The sequence below is a fragment of the Marinomonas sp. G8-14 genome, from assembly GCF_055808935.1.
In genome coordinates, this window is sequence record NZ_CM147891.1 from 1,390,779 (window position 1) to 1,408,969 (window position 18,191).

The 18,191-nt window shown below is 44.6% G+C and carries 18 protein-coding genes and 1 pseudogene; 4 read left to right on the forward strand and 15 right to left on the reverse strand.

The features are described 5' to 3' along the window. Window positions 1-11: 11 nt before the first annotated feature. The 10 genes and pseudogenes from AC0L6V_RS07145 to tsaE form a co-directional block, all read right to left on the reverse strand. Window positions 12-1,190: an ATP phosphoribosyltransferase regulatory subunit gene (locus AC0L6V_RS07145; RefSeq protein WP_409419596.1), complete on the reverse strand. Its 1,179-nt coding sequence runs from the start codon at window positions 1,188-1,190 to the stop codon at window positions 12-14. A 12-nt stretch (window positions 1,191-1,202) separates the two neighbouring features. Then, complete coding sequence (locus AC0L6V_RS07150; protein ID WP_111607256.1) at window positions 1,203-1,400, reverse strand: DUF2065 family protein; 198 nt, start codon at window positions 1,398-1,400, stop codon at window positions 1,203-1,205. A gap of 115 nt (window positions 1,401-1,515) precedes the next feature. Further along, window positions 1,516-2,397 (reverse strand): protease modulator HflC, encoded by an 882-nt coding sequence (gene hflC / locus AC0L6V_RS07155; RefSeq protein ID WP_265220859.1) that lies wholly within the window; start codon window positions 2,395-2,397, stop codon window positions 1,516-1,518. Further along, a pseudogene (gene hflK, locus AC0L6V_RS07160) lies at window positions 2,397-3,645 on the reverse strand (FtsH protease activity modulator HflK). Before hflK ends, hflC begins: the two are co-directional and overlap by 1 nt. 40 nt (window positions 3,646-3,685) lie before the next feature. After that, window positions 3,686-4,975, reverse strand: coding sequence for a ribosome rescue GTPase HflX (hflX, locus tag AC0L6V_RS07165; protein ID WP_265220857.1), 1,290 nt, complete (start codon window positions 4,973-4,975; stop codon window positions 3,686-3,688). Between the two features lie 35 nt (window positions 4,976-5,010). Then, entirely contained in the window at window positions 5,011-5,256 is a 246-nt protein-coding gene (gene hfq / locus AC0L6V_RS07170; RefSeq protein WP_111607252.1) for an RNA chaperone Hfq, read from the reverse strand. A 90-nt stretch (window positions 5,257-5,346) separates the two neighbouring features. Then, window positions 5,347-6,279, reverse strand: a complete 933-nt coding sequence (gene miaA / locus AC0L6V_RS07175; RefSeq protein WP_265220856.1) for a tRNA (adenosine(37)-N6)-dimethylallyltransferase MiaA — start codon at window positions 6,277-6,279, stop codon at window positions 5,347-5,349. A 1-nt stretch (window position 6,280) separates the two neighbouring features. Then, window positions 6,281-8,206, reverse strand: a complete 1,926-nt coding sequence (mutL, locus tag AC0L6V_RS07180) for a DNA mismatch repair endonuclease MutL (RefSeq protein WP_409419597.1) — start codon at window positions 8,204-8,206, stop codon at window positions 6,281-6,283. A gap of 54 nt (window positions 8,207-8,260) precedes the next feature. Beyond that, window positions 8,261-9,589 (reverse strand): N-acetylmuramoyl-L-alanine amidase, encoded by a 1,329-nt coding sequence (locus tag AC0L6V_RS07185; RefSeq protein WP_265220855.1) that lies wholly within the window; start codon window positions 9,587-9,589, stop codon window positions 8,261-8,263. Window positions 9,590-9,675: 86 nt separating this feature from the next. Further along, window positions 9,676-10,146, reverse strand: coding sequence for a tRNA (adenosine(37)-N6)-threonylcarbamoyltransferase complex ATPase subunit type 1 TsaE (gene tsaE, locus AC0L6V_RS07190; protein WP_265221150.1), 471 nt, complete (start codon window positions 10,144-10,146; stop codon window positions 9,676-9,678). Between the two features lie 152 nt (window positions 10,147-10,298). On the opposite strand from tsaE, the gene AC0L6V_RS07195 reads away from it, so the two are divergent. After that, a complete protein-coding gene (locus AC0L6V_RS07195; protein WP_409419598.1) occupies window positions 10,299-11,048 on the forward strand; it encodes a sulfite exporter TauE/SafE family protein in 750 nt (249 codons plus the stop codon). Window positions 11,049-11,109: 61 nt separating this feature from the next. Here AC0L6V_RS07195 and orn read toward each other — a convergent pair whose 3' ends face one another. Continuing rightward, complete coding sequence (orn, locus tag AC0L6V_RS07200; RefSeq protein ID WP_265220853.1) at window positions 11,110-11,661, reverse strand: oligoribonuclease; 552 nt, start codon at window positions 11,659-11,661, stop codon at window positions 11,110-11,112. Between the two features lie 74 nt (window positions 11,662-11,735). Here orn and rsgA point away from each other — a divergent pair, with 74 nt between their 5' ends. Beyond that, the gene (gene rsgA / locus AC0L6V_RS07205; RefSeq protein WP_265220852.1) at window positions 11,736-12,770 is read left to right on the forward strand and encodes a small ribosomal subunit biogenesis GTPase RsgA; all 1,035 of its coding nucleotides are present in this window, start codon (window positions 11,736-11,738) and stop codon (window positions 12,768-12,770) included. Here rsgA and AC0L6V_RS07210 read toward each other — a convergent pair. The 3 genes from AC0L6V_RS07210 to motA are packed head-to-tail and all read right to left on the reverse strand — an operon-like array spanning window position 12,767 to window position 14,559. After that, a complete protein-coding gene (locus AC0L6V_RS07210) occupies window positions 12,767-13,366 on the reverse strand; it encodes an OmpA/MotB family protein (protein ID WP_265220851.1) in 600 nt (199 codons plus the stop codon). The genes rsgA and AC0L6V_RS07210 overlap by 4 nt on opposite strands. Further along, a complete protein-coding gene (locus AC0L6V_RS07215; protein WP_265220850.1) occupies window positions 13,363-13,674 on the reverse strand; it encodes a flagellar motor protein MotB in 312 nt (103 codons plus the stop codon). The genes AC0L6V_RS07210 and AC0L6V_RS07215 overlap by 4 nt, the downstream gene beginning before the upstream one ends. 30 nt (window positions 13,675-13,704) lie before the next feature. After that, window positions 13,705-14,559 carry a flagellar motor stator protein MotA gene (gene motA, locus AC0L6V_RS07220; RefSeq protein ID WP_265220849.1) on the reverse strand — a complete coding sequence of 285 codons (855 nt, stop codon included), beginning with the start codon at window positions 14,557-14,559 and terminating at the stop codon, window positions 13,705-13,707. Between the two features lie 120 nt (window positions 14,560-14,679). Between motA and AC0L6V_RS07225 the strand changes: the two genes are divergently transcribed. Beyond that, window positions 14,680-16,164: an HDOD domain-containing protein gene (locus tag AC0L6V_RS07225; RefSeq protein WP_265220848.1), complete on the forward strand. Its 1,485-nt coding sequence runs from the start codon at window positions 14,680-14,682 to the stop codon at window positions 16,162-16,164. Between the two features lie 23 nt (window positions 16,165-16,187). Then, entirely contained in the window at window positions 16,188-17,048 is an 861-nt protein-coding gene (gene asd, locus AC0L6V_RS07230; protein WP_265220847.1) for an archaetidylserine decarboxylase, read from the forward strand. Between the two features lie 54 nt (window positions 17,049-17,102). On the opposite strand, the gene AC0L6V_RS07235 is transcribed toward asd, so the two are convergent. Beyond that, a complete protein-coding gene (locus AC0L6V_RS07235) occupies window positions 17,103-18,092 on the reverse strand; it encodes a serine hydrolase domain-containing protein (RefSeq protein ID WP_409419600.1) in 990 nt (329 codons plus the stop codon). Between the last annotated feature and the right edge of the window lie 99 nt (window positions 18,093-18,191).

The following is an 18,191-nucleotide window of genomic DNA, read 5'->3' on the forward strand; positions in this document are numbered from 1 at the left end:
TAAAGAAAAGTCTAGCTTCGAACCGGCAGCAACTGCCAAGCCCCATCCACAAAATCCAACTTAAAATCCGCTTCTCCAGTGTAATGGTCGTCCAAAACCTCTACAACTTGATAACCTTCAGCACGCAGAGAATTCACCTTCAGCCACAACTCGTTACTTGAGCAAATTGGCGACAGTACTGTTTTTGGTTTATTGACAACAATATCCGTCAAAGCAACCAAGGCTTTTACATCCGTGCTAAAACCGGTCGCGGGTCTAGGTCGACCAAAGACCTCGCCAATATTATTGTAACGCCCGCCCCGAGCAATCGCATTGCCATGACCCGGAACGTAAGCCGCAAATACCACACCAGTGTGATAGCTATAAGAAACCAAATCACTTAAATCAAAATGCAGCCCAACATTAGGAAAACGCTGACAAATAGAACGACTCACATCTTGCAACAAAACAATAGCATCACGAATAGATTCATTAACACTGCCAAGCAATTCAGACGCGCGTTGCAACACACTCTTGTCACCACACAAACGCGGCAACCCTACCAACCACTGTTTCTGAACGTCGCGCAGACCGTTAAGACCATCTACGTATCGATCTAACTCAGGCAAATCTTTCGCTTTGTAAAGCTCAATTAATTTACCCTCCTGTTCTGCCGTTAGATCGCAAGCGGAAAGAACACCACTGACGACATCTACATGCCCCAAATCAAGCACAACATTAGACAAGCCAGCAACAGACAAGGTTTGCAACATCAAAGACAACACTTCGATATCACTTTCTACACCGCCATGACCGTAAATTTCCGCCCCTAACTGAATAGGGCTACGAGTACCATCTAAGCCAGCCGGCATAGTTCTTAAGACACTACCACAATAACTCAAACGCTGAACCCCATCATCCTTAAGACAATGAGCGTCGATACGAGCCACCTGGGAAGTAAAATCGGCACGTATCCCCAAAAGCCGACCCGATAGCTGGTCAATCACTTTAAAGGTTTCAATTTCTAGGTCTGAACCAGCACCCGTAAGGAGGGAATCCAAATACTCTAAAAGAGGGGGTATTACTAATTGATATCCCCAGCTTTCGTGGAGATTAAGCAGAGTTCTTCTAAGGTGTTCGATTTTAGCAGCCTGCTCAGGCAACGCCTCATCAACGCCCTCAGGAAGCAACCAACGATCTGCTAATGTCATTAAATTATCCTCTTAGCTTCGTGTCAGCAAAAGAAGCATTAATCCAAGAAACATACTAACCGCCCCCAGAATGCGCAAATTCAAATCTGAGCTCGCGATTGCTTTTACCATTATTTCTCTCCACACATTGGGAGCCAGAAAAGGTAAAACACCCTCGGCGATCAATAAAAGGCTGACGCCAACCAGCAGCGACTGCAACAATTCCTGCATAGATTCTCTTTATTTTGACCATTAAAAAACCGGGCTTGGCCCGGTTTGTGTAATAGTACCATGTTTCCCATTTTAACAAATAGGCTTCACGTACGATTATTGACGAATATAGATGCTATTTCGTACCGCCACGAGTCGAACTATTCAAATATTTGAAGAATTCGCTATCTGGTTCAAGTACAAACAAATCACTGCTACCGCTGAAGCTTTCGCGATACGCCTGAAGACTACGATAAAATTCATAGAATTCTGGATCCTGCGTATACACTTTTGAATAGATAGCGGCCGCTTTAGCATCACCATCACCGCGTATCATTTCTGCATCACGTTGCGCTTCCGCCTCAAGAACGACCTGCTGACGATCAGCGTCCGCACGTATCCCTTCAGCCAGCTCCAAACCTTTCGATCTGTGCTCACGAGCTTCACGCTCACGCTCCGTTCTCATACGCTGGTAAACAGATTCACTAACATCAGGCGGCAAATCGATTCGTTTAACACGAATGTCAACGATAGAAATCCCCAACTCATTCTGAGCAACTCGATTTAAATCATCACGCAACTCGGTCATCAACTGATCTCGCTGACCAGAAACCACCTCATGCATGGTTCGCTCACCAAACTTATTTCTCAACCCGGTATCCACACGAGAAGACAACACTCGGTTCGCAACAAACTCATCGCCAGATGTCGCTTGATAAAACTTCGCAACAGAATCAATTTTCCATTTAACGTAAGAATCCACAATAACAGCTTTCTTCTCTAGCGTTAAATAACGCTGAGGACGAGAGTCCATCGTTAGAATTCGTGCATCAAACTTCTTAACTTCATTCATAATCGGAAGCTTAAAGTGAAGGCCAGGCTGAACATCTTCCCGAACAATCTCACCAAACTTAAGCACAACCGCACGCTCTGTTTCTTTGACAACAAAAAGCGTCTGAGAAGCAATCAACACACCGAGAAGAACAACAAATAAAACTGAAAAAGAAAAGCCTTTCATTAGTTTCTGCCCTCTCTACGAATGGTTGCACTTTGGCGCTTACGTATCTCATCAAGCACCTGATCAGTTAACGCTCCAATATTTCCGGAGCCTCATAGAGCCAGTACCTGTAGATGATTCAGCACGCTGCTTCATAAGCTGATCCAAAGGCAAATACATCATGTTATTTCCACCCTCAGTGTCAACAACAACCTTATTCACATCTTTATAAACTGTTTCCATCGTTTCAATATACAGACGGCGACGCGTTACATCTGGTGCTTTCGTGTACTCACGGTACAAGCGATCAAAACGATCTGCCTGACCACTTGCACGAGCAACGATCTCAGAGCGGTAAGCTTCAGCTTCTTCACGAATACGCTGCGCACGACCACGAGCTTCTGGAATGATACCATTCGCATAAGACTCAGCTTCATTTCGCACACGCAACTCATCTTCTTTCGCCTTGATAACGTCATCAAACGCTTCCTGCACCTGAGTTGGTGCCTGAGTATTTTCCACGTTCACTTTCGAAATCAACACACCAGTACCGTATGCCGTGCTGTAATCCTGAATTCTTACTTTCACCTCTTCCGCAAGCAATTCTCGACCTTGCGTTAGAATTTGATCCATCTCAGAACTGCCGACAACATGACGAAGCGCGCTTTCTGTTATTTGAGCAAGTGATTCTTCAGGATTACGTACGTTGATCAAGAAATCCTTCGGATCCTGTACTGAGTACTGAACCGAAACACCTACCTCAACAATAGCGTCATCAACCGTTAGCATGAGTGCTTTATGATCATGAGAACGAACTTTTGTAACATTCACTTTACTGACAGAGTCAATCATTGGTGGATTCCAATGCAACCCAGGCATAACCGTAGAATGATACTTACCTAAACGAAGCACGACACCTCGCTCTTGTTGATCCACCTGATACACGCCTGTTGCCGCCCACAAGGCAAGCAACGCCAACAAAATAATTGCAATTAAACTGCCACCAAATTTGCCAGACATGCCGGAATCACCACCGTTAGAACCGCCAGATTTGCGGGATTTTTTAACCCCCAACATATCCATCAGTTTACGGAAGGCCTCATCCAAATCTGGAGGACTTTGATCTTTACCTCCAGTCGGTTTACGACCCCAAGGATCATTATCGGCGTCTTTCTCACGACCTCCGTCCGGACGCCCAGCACCATTATTACGGTTCTTATCTGGATTCCATGGGTCATTGTCGTTATTACCCGGTTCATTCCAGGCCATACTACGTCTCCACTTTATTTTAATGATAACCCTGTGCGACTCATGCAGTTTCTATCTGATCCTCAGACATACCTGCGCGAGCCAAAATCTGTAAATAGTCTTTTTTCGGCAGCTTCACATCAAGAACAAATCGACCCGTTTCATCAAAATACTCCGACCTGACCGCCCCATGCTCAAACAACATTGCTCTGATACGACCATACTTACTGGACAAATAAAGCGTTTCGCTAAAAACGTCCTCAGCCAACAGTTCAGCAATGGCTTGTTTCAGCAAATCAACACCTTGACCATCACGAGCAGACAACCAAACTCGGAAAGGGTTCCCGTCAGCGTCTCTATCAATTCGAGGTTCCGTATCTGCCAAAGCATCTATTTTATTAAATACTTTTAACATCGGCACTTCATCAGCACCAATTTCTTTTAACACAGAATCAACGTGCGCCATATTCTCATCACGAGAAATGTCAGCAGCGTCAACGACGTGCAAAAGCAAGTCTGCCTCAGACGACTCTTTTAAGGTCGCTTGAAAGGCTTTGATCAAGCGGTGCGGCAACTGACGAATAAACCCAACCGTATCCGCCAAGACAATAGAGCCAATCTGCTCAAGGTCGAGACGTCTTAAAGTCGGATCCAATGTCGCGAACAACTGATCTGCGGCATACACATCCGCCCCTGTTGCTCGATTAAACAAAGTCGACTTACCTGCGTTTGTATAGCCAACCAAAGAAACCGTTGGCACTGCAGATCGATCTCTGGACCGACGACTTTGGTCACGCTGCGACTCAACTTTCTCCAATCGCTTTTGAATAGATTTGATACGCTCTCTTAACAAACGACGGTCAGTTTCAAGCTGCGTCTCACCAGGCCCACGCATACCTATCCCGCCTTTTTGGCGTTCCAAGTGCGTCCAACCTCGAATAAGACGAGTTGACATATGTTGAAGCTGAGCTAACTCAACTTGCAACTTACCTTCATGGGTGCGTGCACGTTGTGCGAATATATCAAGAATTAAACCTGTGCGATCAAGCACACGACATTGAAAAACACTTTCTAAATTGCGCTCTTGGGAAGGAGACAAAGCATGATCGAAAAGAACGACCTGCGCACCTTCACGATCAACAATGTCTTTTATTTCAGCTAGCTTGCCAGTACCAATATAGTACTTAGCATCAGGACGCTGACGAGATCCCGTTACAACCGCAACGGGATCTGCGCCAGCCGAAATAGCAAGCTCAACAAACTCTTCAGGTCCATAAGATTCACTTTGATCACGAAAATCTATATGGACCAATACAGCTATTTCACCACTATCGGGACGTTCAAAAAACAATCTGGTATTCCTCTGCTTGCCCTGTGAAAGACAAGCTATTCAGCAGCATCTTCCGGCTGATCAGGAGACGGGACGCGGATAGTACGAGAAGGTACTACCGTAGAAATGGCGTGTTTATAAACCATTTGACTGACGGTATTTTTCAACAGAATCACAAACTGATCGAATGATTCGATTTGACCTTGAAGTTTAATTCCATTTACAAGAAAGATAGACACTGGCACTCTTTCTTTGCGTAGAATATTTAGATAAGGGTCTTGTAATGATTGCCCTTTTGACATTGGAATCTCCTTAAGTTAAGCGCAAAAAATTAAATTAAATATTGATAAAACAATACCGTAGATACTACACCAATTTTTTATCTATTTCCCCTATATAATCCTGCTTTCGATGTAATTCAAGGCATCAGGCACAAGATCTTTTGACAAACTGTCAAAAATCATCAAATCCTCCCACCCTCTCAGCCAAGTAAGCTGTCTCTTAGCCAGTTGACGTGAGGCGACGATACCTTTAAAGATAGCATCATCTAGCAAATCGTCACCGTTTAAATATTGCCATAATTGCCGATAACCGACACAACGCATAGAAGGCATCTCAATAGACAAATCGCCACGTCGATAAAACCCTTCCACTTCAGCCAAAAAACCTTGATCCATCATATCGTAAAAGCGCTGTTCGATACGTTGATGTAAAACACTGCGCTCTTTCGGCATAACGGCCAAATTAATCATCTCAAACGGCAAAGACACAGACTCCTGCTCCGCCCAAAGCTGAGTCATAGACTTTCCTGTCAATCGAAACACCTCAATCGCCCTTTGCAAACGCTGTGGATCATTGGGATGTATACGCAAAGCCGCTTCAGGGTCAACCTTTTGTAACTCTTCATGCAATGACGACCAGCCTTTTTCAGATGCTTCCTCTTCAATCATAGCGCGCATTTCAGCATTTGCATTAGGCATTTCAGCCAAACCTTTTTGCAATGCATTAAAATACATCATGGTCCCCCCCACCAAAAGCGGGGTTTTCCCTTTAGACAAAATGTCTTGTGCGTGCTCGACGGCATCCAAAACAAAATCGGCAGCCGAATAGGATTCAACAGGATCGATAATATCAATCAGTCTATGTGGCGCCTTTACCAACAAAGCGGCATCTGGCTTTGCGGTTCCTATGTCCATACCCTTGTACACAAGCGCCGAATCCACACTAATAATTTCAAAATCATGGTGCTGGGCAAGCTCAACTGCCAACCCAGTCTTCCCTGAAGCCGTCGGCCCCATCAAGCAAACTACATGTGGCTTTGCCATATTAACGCCCCCTCAAAAAGAGTTTATCTAAATCAGACATACTCAAATGCGCCCAAGTTGGCCTACCATGGTTACACTGCCCGCTCCGCTCAGTGACTTCCATATCACGAAGAAGACTGTTCATTTCTGCAATGGTTAACTTACGATTCGCACGCACTGCACCATGACAAGCCATTGACGCCATCAACTCATTTGCCCGTGACGCCAACAAATCAGAGACGCCGTTCGCCGACAAATCACTGATGACGTCACGCACTAGACCTTCCACATCACCCCGTATAAGTATAACGGGGACTTCACGCACCATAACACTTTCTAATCCTGTTCTTTCTACACAGAACCCAAACGCACCAAACACCTCACCACTTTCCTCAACAAGATCTGCCTCACTTTGCGACACAGCAATATTAATGGGAACTAAAAGGGGTTGAGATGAAATGTTTTTTTGATAAAAAGCCGCCTTCATACGCTCATACACAATGCGCTCATGAGCTGCATGCATATCCACCAAAATAAGCCCTTGCTCACTTTCTGAGAGAATGTACACACCATGCAACTGTGCCACGGCAAAGCCTAATGGCGGCACGGTTTGATAATCAGACTCTGACCTCTCGAATGGGTTCTCATTTTGCCCCACATCGCTTAAAGGAGCGACTTCCCTGACCTCTCCTGTTTCAGGGTCAACCACTTCCGTTGAAGACACATATTGTTGCGCATAACCCGATAGACGGCGCATGCCATCAAGCTGTCCGCGCACCTCCGAGGCAGCCACCGAATTCGTCGCTGATCTCATCCAATCCATAGAGGACGCTGTAGCGCGATTAGATAAAGGCAAAGCCGATTGCTCAGTAATATCCACTGCGCGCGCACCTTCACCACTCCCTACGGGGTCATTCATACCGGTAGGAGCAGCATCAGACTCTGGCCGAACATCCGCGATTGCCTTATGAATTCGACTGAATAAAAAATCATGCACTAAGCGCCCATCGCGAAAACGCACTTCGTGCTTAGTAGGATGCACGTTCACATCCACGGTAGAAGGATCTAACTCAAGGTACAAAACAAACGTAGGGTGCCGACCGTTATATAAAACATCGCGATAAGCCTGGCGCACAGCATGAGCCACCAACTTATCTTTAACCACACGGCCATTCACAAAGAAATACTGCAGATCCGCCTGAGACCTAGAGAATGTCGGTAGACCAATCCACCCCCACAGACGCAACCCCGCCGCTTCAACATCAAGCGTCAAAGCGTTTTCTATAAACTTTTTCCCCAGCAAGGTGGCGAGTCTATGCTCAGCATGGAGCTGATCGGTTACGGGCCGAAGATCATAAACCTGCTTGCCATTGTGACTTAAACGAAAACCCGTTTCGTAACGACTCAATGCCAGTCGCTTAACCACTTCTTCTAAGTGGGCGAACTCCGTTTTTTCAGTACGCAAGAATTTACGACGGGCAGGGGTATTAAAAAACAAATCTCGTACTTCAATGGTCGTACCCTGAGGATGAGACGCAGGACGAACCGCTGTAGCCATGTCTTTTCCTTCCGCCTCAACACGCCAAGCTTCTTGTTCATTTTCGGCTCGAGACGTAAGGTGCATCCTAGACACAGAGCTAATACTGGCCAATGCTTCACCACGAAAACCGAGAGTACGCACCGCTTCCAAGTCATCCAAGGTGACAATTTTGCTTGTCGCATGACGACTCAAGGCCAACGAAAGATCCTCTTTCATAATGCCAGAGCCATTATCTCGTATTTTTATACACCTAACGCCCCCCTGCTCAACATCAATGTCAAGCTGAGAGGCGCCAGCATCAAGACTGTTTTCAAGCAACTCCTTTACGACGGAAGCGGGTCGTTCAACCACCTCTCCCGCAGCAATTTGGTTGGCTAGACGTGGCGATAAAAGATTAATTCTTTGCATGAACGACCTTCAAAAATGACAACCCCTTCCGACACAAGGGGTTTAAATATGGCGTTATCCGGCAGGAATAACAAGTTTCTGACCAATCCAAATAACATCATTATTGAGATTATTGGCTTGACGCAAAACAGGCAAGGAAACTTGGTTGCGACGTGCGATTTCAGACAAGGTATCCCCTTTACCAACCGTATAAACACGATCTGTATGCTTATTTTGCTTCCATGCAACCAGAGAGCCGTCTGGGGCATTCTTAGTGAAATACCCAATCACGCCTTTGGCTATTGAAGCTGCGAGCTTTACACGATAAGTCTTACTTGATAAGTTTTTCGCTTCAGTACTATTGGAAACAAAACCTGTTTCAATCAAGATAGATGGAATATCAGGTGACTTTAAAACCACAAAGCCTGCTTGCTGAACACTGTCCTTATGCAAGACAGCCACATTCTTCATTTCTCCCAAAACACTGTCACCCACATTCAAACTCATTTGAATGGTGGAGTTCATAGACATATCAAGCAACACCTCTGCCAACAACTGATCCTTATCATCAAGCGAAATACCGCCAACTAAGTCAGCAGAATTTTCTTGTTGAGCTAGCCATCGACCCATTTCAGACGTTTTACCACTTAACGAGAGCGCCCACACTGAAGCGCCACGAGCACTTGCCTTGGTAAACGCATCAGCGTGTATTGAAATTAATAAATCAGCATTGGCTTCACGCGCCACTCGAGAACGATCACGCAACTGAAGATAAGTGTCGGTAGACCGAGTCAAAACAGCTTTAAAGCCTTCTACGGCGTTAATTCGGCTTGCCAACTCTTTACCAATAGACAACACAATATCTTTTTCACGAACATTGTGCTGCCCCAAAGCACCAGGATCCTTTCCACCGTGCCCCGGATCAATCGCAATCACAATGTCACGCTTCTCTTTCGACAAATTCGCCAAGCTTTTGACGACAGTGGCAGGCTTTCGAACACCGTACTCAAGCTCGACTAATATACGAGGACCATAGGTGCCATTGGCGGCCAGCACGGTGCTTTTGGCCTTAGCGGCTTGCGCCAAATCAAGCACAAATCGCACACCATTATCACGCTTAGCGTAGCGAACGCGCATCAACACATCTGAAGACAAGGCTGACAACCCATCAACCACAGACGCTTCTAGATTAACGCCACTCACATCTAAGACCACCCTCTCTGGATTTGAAAGAGGAAAAATCCGATGCTCAGAAAGCTCAGAAAGCTCAAAGACCAAACGCGTCACCCCTTCCTGTTGGGCAACACGAATATCTCGAACCTCTGCCGCAAACACATCTAAACATGCGACAGACAGGATTAAATTAATAAAAACAAAAAGACAAATTTGAAATTTAGTATGCATATCAGACAGCTAGCTAGTATATCTGTCACACTATAACCGCTGATTAAGTGGATCTCAATCTTACTTATAGTAAAGACATCTATACATCAAGAAGTTATGACCTTTGCTAGTGCATTTAACGCCACATTCCCCTTTTCTGATTGCGCAATAAAAGAAACATGACGTCCATGCCGGATCAATCCCAAAGAAATGACCAGATCAGCCTCAGGAAGCACCCCACGCCCCATTTCAGCCCACTCTATCAAGCATAAGCTGCCAACAGTGAAATAATCACGAATCCCCATAAACTCAAGCTCTTCGGCATTCCCAACCCGATAAAGGTCAAAATGATAAGCCTCCAGACCCATAAACTCATACGGCTCAACGATGGTATAGGTTGGACTCTTTACAGGCCCTTGATACCCCAAACCGCGTAATATCCCCCTTACTAGCGTCGTTTTGCCCATACCTAAATCACCCTCTAGATAGACGACACCCCCTTCTTTTAGCGCGGAAGAAACAATCGCACCCAAGCCCTCCATCGCCTCTTCACCATAAATCTCTTTTTCTATTCGCATCACCAACTAGCCCTTCTCACTTCAACATACAGGCAAACCAAAACAATAACGGCAATTCTAATACACAAGTCTTTTGAAACAAGTATCAATGGCGCATAATTAGTAAACAAGACTTTATCATTCACACACATCCCCTACTAACAAGGATACCTATGGATTGGTTGCTCATCTCACTGATTGGTATTGCCGTGTTTATCACTGGTGTTTCGAAAGGGGGATTTTCTGGTGCATTTGGCATCCTTGCCGTACCACTTATATCTCTGCAAACCTCACCAACGCTTGCTGCCGCCATCATGCTGCCCATTCTCTGTATCATGGACATATTTACCGTGCAAAAGTTCTGGAAAAAATGGAACGCAGAACAACTCTTGAAATGCATTCCAGCGGCAATAGTTGGCGTGATTATTGGCGGCTTAACCGCATCTTGGTTCTCGACAGAGTGGTTAAAAATCATGGTCGGAGTCATTGCAGTAGGCTTTACACTGAACTCATGGCCAAGAAAAAACACCAACACAACACGAAAACCACTTAGCGCCATAGCGGGAAAACTGTGGTGTGCCTTGGGTGGATTCACTAGCTTTATCGCCCATGCTGGCGGACCACCAATGAGCGTATATTTGCTGAGAGCCAATCTAGATAAAACCCAATACGTTGCCACCGCTGCGGTTATTTTTACCGCCATCAATTACGTAAAACTAATACCCTATGGCATGTTAGGACAGCTCAACACATCAAACATACTGCTGTCGCTTAGCTTCACCCCTATCGCCTTTTTAGGGGTACAACTTGGCGCATGGCTGCACTATAAAATATCCACAGCGCTGTTCTTCAAAGCCATGTATAGCTGTCTTTTTTTAACCGGGTTAAAACTGATATGGGATGGCATCTCCGGACTAAATTAGCGGACAACAAGTCCGCTAACGTTATAGAGGTTAATTAACCGTTGACTAAAGGACGGCCGCCCTAATCGTCCAAGCCAAACATGGTTTTACGGTAGTGTTTCAATTCACCGATAGACTCTAAAATATCATCCAAAGCCAAATGCGAACCAGCTTTACTAAAACCATCCAGCGCTTCTGGCTTCCAGCGTTTCGCCAACTCTTTAACCGTACTCACGTCCAAATAACGATAATGGAAAAACGCTTCCAATTTAGGCATGTAGCGATACAAAAAACGACGATCTTGGCCAACACTATTTCCACAAATAGGCGATTTTCCTGCCGGAACATATTGCGCCAAAAACTTAATCGTCTCTTCTTCCGCCTGCGCCATACTAATTGTTGATGCTAACACTTTTGCTGTTAACCCTGAATTTCCATGATGTTTCGTACACCACTCATCCATCGCATCCATCACGGCCTTCTCTTGGTGAACCACAAGATTCGGCCCTTTAGCCAAAACATTCAAATGTTTGTCAGTTACCACCGTCGCAATTTCAATAATGGTATCGGTTTCTGGGTCTAATCCTGTCATTTCAAGATCGATCCACACTAAATTCTCTTCATTTAAGCTCATAATCTTCCAAGTCCTTTATTATCAATGCCAAGCATTATACTCTATGCGCCTTACTTTATGACCAGACGAATCTAATGTCGAAGCGAAAACTTACTAAACAACAAACTTGGCGAATCGAAAGAATTCATAAAGAGCGCGTTGAACGCACTCAGAAACGAGGAGATATCGCCGAAGAACTTTTACAATCCTCTGATCTCGGCCCCGAGACAGAAGGCATCATCATTTCTCACTTTGGCACACAAGTAGAAGTTGAAGGCACTCAAGAACCGTTTATTGGCATCTCTACACGTTGTAATTTACGTGCCAACTTAGGCCAGCTTGTGACAGGTGACAAAGTCATTTGGCGCCCTAAACAAAATGAAGGTGGCGTAGTCGTAGCAACAACACCAAGAAATACATCTCTATCTCGCCCAGACATGCACGGCAGAATAAAACCCGTTGCAGCCAACATAGATCATATCATCGTCGTTATTGCTGCAGAGCCTGTTGCACATGCCAACTTAATTGACCGCTATCTAGTGGCTGCAGAAACCGTTGGCATACCTCCAGTCATATTGCTCAATAAGTGCGACTTGATCGACGACAGTAACAAAGAAGAATTAGACACTCTGATTAAAACCTACGAAGATCTTAATTATAAGATCATCAGAACCTCGATTAAAAACCAGGCAGGCATGGAAGCGCTCTATAACTTCCTGCAGGACAAAACCAGCGTCTTTGTTGGCCAATCCGGTGTAGGGAAATCCTCTCTTATAGGCACTTTACTACCAAGTATTGACATCAGTGTGGGCGAGTTATCTCAAAAACGCAAAAAAGGCGTACACACCACTACCACAGCCAGACTGTTCCATATGCCGAAAGGCGGCGATCTTATTGACTCACCAGGTATACGTGAATTTGGCTTATGGCATATTTCTGAAGAAGAGCTATTAAATGGCTTTATAGAGTTTCGGCCACACATTGGTTACTGTCGTTTTCGCGATTGTGCCCATGAGAAAGAACCTGGATGCGCCATTCTTGGAGCCTTAGCAGAAGGCAAAATCACAGAACACCGCTTCCAAAGCTTTTTACGGATAAAACAGTCTATTCGAGAAAACCAAGCCTTTTAAAACACCGTTTCAGGTGTGATTTTCAAATCTGATTGCTGGACAGGGTTGCCAAAATTGCGGCGATTCTGATCCAGCAATTTTTTGTACGCATCATCCGTTAACAAGGTAATACTAATACGTCGATTTTGAGCACTATCAGTCTCAAATCGATTATAAGGTATGGTATCAGATAAACCGATCACCTGAGCAATTCGCTTATCGTCAACCCCACCTTCTTCTAAAATATGGCGTGCTGCGTTCGCCCTCATGGCAGACAAATCCCAGTTATCCAAACTACCGGTATCATTAAATTTAGAAGAGTCTGTGTGCCCAGTAATCACGATAGGATTAGTGATTTTATTAAAAATCGGAGCCATTGTTAAAAGCGTATTCTCAATATCTGGCATCATACGAGCACTACCACGCTCAAACATCGGCTTATTCGGGTCATCTAATAATGTAATTCGAACGCCAAGCGGCGTAATTTCAATGCGCATATTTTGCTGTTGAGAAAGCAAGACATTCATCTTCCCTAGCTCTTCTTGCACCATATTGTTAAGGCTTTTGGACTCAGCAGTGTCAGGACCATTCCCCATCTGCGTATCTCTCGTTGTCACATCCGCACTCCCTGACTCAGGCAATTGCAGATCCAATTTTCTCTCAGAACTCTTTGCCGGACTCCCCCCAAATCAATCGGATTAGCACTAAAACCCGCCGTAGAAGCCCCTGTAGGATCTTGAAAATATCCCTCGATACTTGCCAATTCTTCTGGCGAAGCCACACTCAATATCCACAACACCAAAAAAAGCGCCATCATTGCCAAAGCAAAATCGGCCAAAGCAATTTTCCAGGCACCACTATGACGTCCGCCTTTTTTTATTTTCTTAACGCGCCGAATCACCAATCCGTTAGAACCTAAGGCCATCAATTATTCTCCTCTGTGCCGTAGTCCATATTAACGGTACTGCTTAAGATCATCTGCTAATTCAATAAAACTAGGACGCATATCTGGCGGTAGCAATTTACGCCCAGTCTCCACCGCTACAGGCGGTGCATAACCGGATACAATCGAATTCAGACACGCTTTGATACATAAATACGCCTTCAATTCATGAGTACCAAGATTTTCTAAATGAGTAGCGGCTGGTCCGACAAAACCATAGCCCAAAAAGATACCCAAGAACGTCCCTACCAGCGCAGCAGCAACATGAGTACCAATTTCTTCTAACGGGCCACCAATCGCCCCCATAGTGATAACGATACCCAATACAGCGGCAACAATACCGAATCCAGGTAAGGCTTCCGCCACCCGATTTAACGCATGACTCGGGGCAACCAGCTCTTCCTGAATTTGCTCTATCTCATTATCCATAATTGCCTCGATCTCATAAGCTGGCAAGCCGGTTAATGTAAAAATACGGTAGTTATCCGTTAAAAAATTGACCACTTCATGATCGCGAATAACGTCCGGAAAACGATTAAATAGTTCACTCGTAAAAGGTGACTCAATGTCTTCTTCAATTGCCAAAAAACCATTTTGACGACTTTTTTGAAACAGGCAATACATCAACCCCAGCAACTGCGTATAGAATCGCTTATTATGTCGACTCCCTGAGAATACCTGAGGCAACATGACCAATACTTTTTTCTGCACAACAAATGGATTGGCCATCATAAAAGCACCCAACGCAGCCCCACAAATAATAATCACCTCAAAAGGCTGCCATAAAGCCAGCATTTTTCCATGTGATGCCAAATAGCCAAACACCACACTAACAATCACCACTAACACGCCAGCTAATGCAAACATATTTTATTCCTTAATACTGACAAAGTATTCTCTCAACTCAATATACAGTATGATTGATGAGATCAAAAACATAAGAGCGCGTTAAACACACATTAACAAGAGCCACTAATGTAACCAGCTATGATAGACAAGTCACCTTCTGGCCTAAATGAATGGCTACATTTTCTGAAAAACAAAAAATTTCCTGTTCAAGCAGTTAGCCTCGCTCGTCTCAAAACTCAAATCAAACGAACAGAAGACACATTGGATGGAATACAAGCCAACATAGCATCAGACCCACTGTTGGCTTTTGCTATCCTGAATGAAGCAAATCGCATCGTACCAAATAAGAATAGCGAAATAAAAACACCCTTTCATGCTGCTGCCATGGTCGGAATGAATGGCATAGAAAAATTACTCCCACAATTTGCTCCTTACAATCTTAATGCGAAAGAAAAGCCAGCGCCGTTAATCGCTTTTTTAAGCGAAATACAAATCAGCTATGAAGCCGCAACCATTGCTAGGCGTTGGGCGATAGAAAAACTGACCAGCCACGAAGATGATATTTTTTGGATCACATTATTTCGCGATGCCGCCAGATGGCTATTGTGGTTTTATGCCTATCCAACCATGACTGTAATAGAACAAAAAATTCAACGAGGGGAAAAAGCCAGTCAAGCCGAACTTAACACCTTAGGGTGCCGCATTGATGAACTTACCGTACACCTCTGCACTCATTGGCACACCCCCAACAAAGTCATTGAATCATTTTTAACCAAACACATACCGAACGCAAAAGAACTACAAACACTTGCCCACTTAGCACACCACCCAGATGAATTGCCGGGCTTTACCGAAGATAAAAGACTCACTATTTTGACTAACAACCCTCTTATTTTTTCATACTGTGCTAATAAAGTAGCCCATGAAGCCAACCGTATGAAATGGGACTCGAAAAACTTACCTTTCTTCTACCGAGTTGTTGCCACCATCATGCACCGCCGCATCGGCGAGATCATCCAAATAGCTCATTTAGCAAGCACTGAGGCAGCAAAGCTCTTTAACAAAGGCGGAAAAATATCCCTCGCCCAACAACTCCTTGATCCCAATCTTTACAACCAAAGAGCCGTACCACCTACGAACCCCAACGCTCTTCTATCACCACTTGCTGAACTCAGAAGAGCAGTAGTTAAGTCAAACAATCAGGGGACAAAGCAAAAAGCCAGCCTAGCGTTAAAGACTATTTTAAAAGCAATCCCCAACGCCCAACACAGCATTCTGTTTAGACACTCGGACAATAAAGTGTCTCCGCTGTATCAGTCTGGCTACAACATAGAAGTCATTAAAGCCATTAAATGGAATACCCCTTCAAGCATTTTTAAAAAATTGTCTCAAAAAACATCAGCCACCCATTTGGCCGGAGCAAAACTTGACAAAATAGTCAGTGAATTACCCCACAAATCAGACCAAATCATTGATAAAAACAGCCACCTTATGCTTGCCTCAACACAGACATCAGCAAACGAAATGGTCATATTTTGGCTAGAAACACGAACAAAATTCAGTGAGAATGATTACAAAACGCTTAAGAAAATCGTTTCTTTAATCAGCCACACCACCCTATAAATTCATCTATCAGGATAAATAACGTGACTAAAGATCAACTGTTTGCATTTGCACAACACATCACACCACAGAAAACCCTATCACGTGCTATCGGCAAAATAGCCGAATGTGAAAACACTTGGGTTAAAAACACCTTTATCAGTCAGTTTGTAAAAAAATACCAAGTAGACATGAGCGAAGCCATCAACAGTGACGCACTGTCATACCGCAACTTCAATGACTTTTTTACCCGCGCAATCCGCCCCGAACTACGCCCTATTTGTAACGAAGAAAATAGTATCGCCTGCCCCGCCGATGGGGCCGTTAGCCAACTTGGCAACATTGAACATGGCACGCTGTTTCAGGCTAAATGTCACTATTACAGCTTAACTAGCCTACTAGGAGGCGATGCATCACTATCCAATCTGTTTTTAGGCGGCTCTTTCGCCACCGTTTATTTATCCCCTAAAGATTACCATCGCGTACATATGCCACTTTCTGGCAAATTAACAAAAATGATTCACATACCTGGGAAGCTATTTTCGGTCAACAAGGTAACAGCGGAACAAATCCCTAACGTCTTTGCTCGCAATGAACGCACCGTGTGCTTATTTGATACAGAGGCAGGTCCAATGGCAGTAATATTAGTTGGCGCCATGATTGTTGCCAGCATCGAAACCGTCTGGGCTGGGCAAGTGACACCCTTTAACAAAAACATTGTCACTTGGGACTATAAAGAACTTAATAATATTGAAATCAAAAAAGGCGAAGAAATGGGCCGATTCAAACTCGGCTCCACCGCCATTGTACTATTTGGGAAAAATGCAGTTAATTGGGAAGAGTCATTGCAAGCTGACACCCCCACAAAAATGGGTATGCATTTTGGCAATGTCGTCACGAAATAGTGCGAATCCAAACAAGCCTAGAAAGCCTGCTCTTAGCAGGCTTTTCTATCCTCATCATTGAGCTGCACTGACCACTGGCACGATATCTCTGCTCACCATCTGATGCAAACTATCCCGATAACCCGTTCGACCAGAGGGCAGCGTTTCTTCTGAAGTAATCGCAATGGTTAGCGCTAAGTCAGGCAACACATAGATCATTTGCCCACCATAACCCCAACCGTAATACCCTTGCACACCAGCAAAAGTTTGAATAAACCAACCATAGCCATATTCACCCTCATGAAAGCGAGACTGCGTTCTAGGTGTCCAGCTCTGTGCAATCCACTCTTTAGAAAGTAAACGCTGACCCTTATCTGTCAAACCTCCGCGCCGATACAGCTCCCCAAACGCCAACAAAGAAGAAGGCGTCATACCCACCTGATTCCCCCCCATTGGAATACCCGTTGGACTGGTCTCCCAACTTTGCACTCGAACACCTGAACCCTGCAGCCACTGATTAGCTATAAGATAAGTATGCTGACCAGTTTGCTGCATAATTATCGCGGACAACAGATGCGTGTTACCCGTTGAATACTGCATATCACCCCCAACCTCATCAATAAAAGGCCATGACAAAGCCGTTTTAACCCAATCATCACTAACCACCCAACGACCATAGTTACGGCCAGAGGTCCGCTCCAACCCCGCTTGCATGGAAAGTAAATGCCCAATGGTAATATCATTTAAACGAGGGTCTGGATTCTTGGGAAATTGGTCCGCCAGCAAAGACGCAATAGGCTGATCCACACCCTCTATCACGCCACGATCAATCGCCATACCAACAATAGCCGACATCAGCGATTTTGACGCCGATTTAATATTCGTCACCGCATTAATATTAGCCTTATTGTAGGCCTTTGCCCAAACCACTTGCCCCTTATGCGCAATATGAACGGTCTTAATGTTCGAAAAGCTCTGAGCGGTTTTATCCATCGCCCCGAAATCCAAAGCCTTAGCCTGAAGACTAATCAACAAGAGCAATGAACCAAACATCAGAAAACGCATATTGAACTATTCACCTTATGTTATACGAATAAATAATAACCATAATACCGACAAATATAGCCATAGCAAAAGCCCACAAAAAAGCCTGCATAAAGCAGG

Coding starts and splice junctions, on each gene's coding strand:
- AC0L6V_RS07145 (WP_409419596.1), bottom strand. CDS start 1,190: ATGACATTAGCAGATCGTTGGTTGCTTCCTGAGGGCGTTGATGAGGCG.
- AC0L6V_RS07150 (WP_111607256.1), bottom strand. CDS start 1,400: ATGCAGGAATTGTTGCAGTCGCTGCTGGTTGGCGTCAGCCTTTTATTG.
- hflC (WP_265220859.1), bottom strand. CDS start 2,397: ATGAAAGGCTTTTCTTTTTCAGTTTTATTTGTTGTTCTTCTCGGTGTG.
- hfq (WP_111607252.1), bottom strand. CDS start 5,256: ATGTCAAAAGGGCAATCATTACAAGACCCTTATCTAAATATTCTACGC.
- miaA (WP_265220856.1), bottom strand. CDS start 6,279: ATGGCAAAGCCACATGTAGTTTGCTTGATGGGGCCGACGGCTTCAGGG.
- mutL (WP_409419597.1), bottom strand. CDS start 8,206: ATGCAAAGAATTAATCTTTTATCGCCACGTCTAGCCAACCAAATTGCT.
- AC0L6V_RS07185 (WP_265220855.1), bottom strand. CDS start 9,589: ATGCATACTAAATTTCAAATTTGTCTTTTTGTTTTTATTAATTTAATC.
- tsaE (WP_265221150.1), bottom strand. CDS start 10,146: ATGCGAATAGAAAAAGAGATTTATGGTGAAGAGGCGATGGAGGGCTTG.
- AC0L6V_RS07195 (WP_409419598.1), top strand. CDS start 10,299: ATGGATTGGTTGCTCATCTCACTGATTGGTATTGCCGTGTTTATCACT.
- orn (WP_265220853.1), bottom strand. CDS start 11,661: ATGAGCTTAAATGAAGAGAATTTAGTGTGGATCGATCTTGAAATGACA.
- rsgA (WP_265220852.1), top strand. CDS start 11,736: ATGTCGAAGCGAAAACTTACTAAACAACAAACTTGGCGAATCGAAAGA.
- AC0L6V_RS07215 (WP_265220850.1), bottom strand. CDS start 13,674: ATGGCCTTAGGTTCTAACGGATTGGTGATTCGGCGCGTTAAGAAAATA.
- motA (WP_265220849.1), bottom strand. CDS start 14,559: ATGTTTGCATTAGCTGGCGTGTTAGTGGTGATTGTTAGTGTGGTGTTT.
- AC0L6V_RS07225 (WP_265220848.1), top strand. CDS start 14,680: ATGATAGACAAGTCACCTTCTGGCCTAAATGAATGGCTACATTTTCTG.
- AC0L6V_RS07235 (WP_409419600.1), bottom strand. CDS start 18,092: ATGCGTTTTCTGATGTTTGGTTCATTGCTCTTGTTGATTAGTCTTCAG.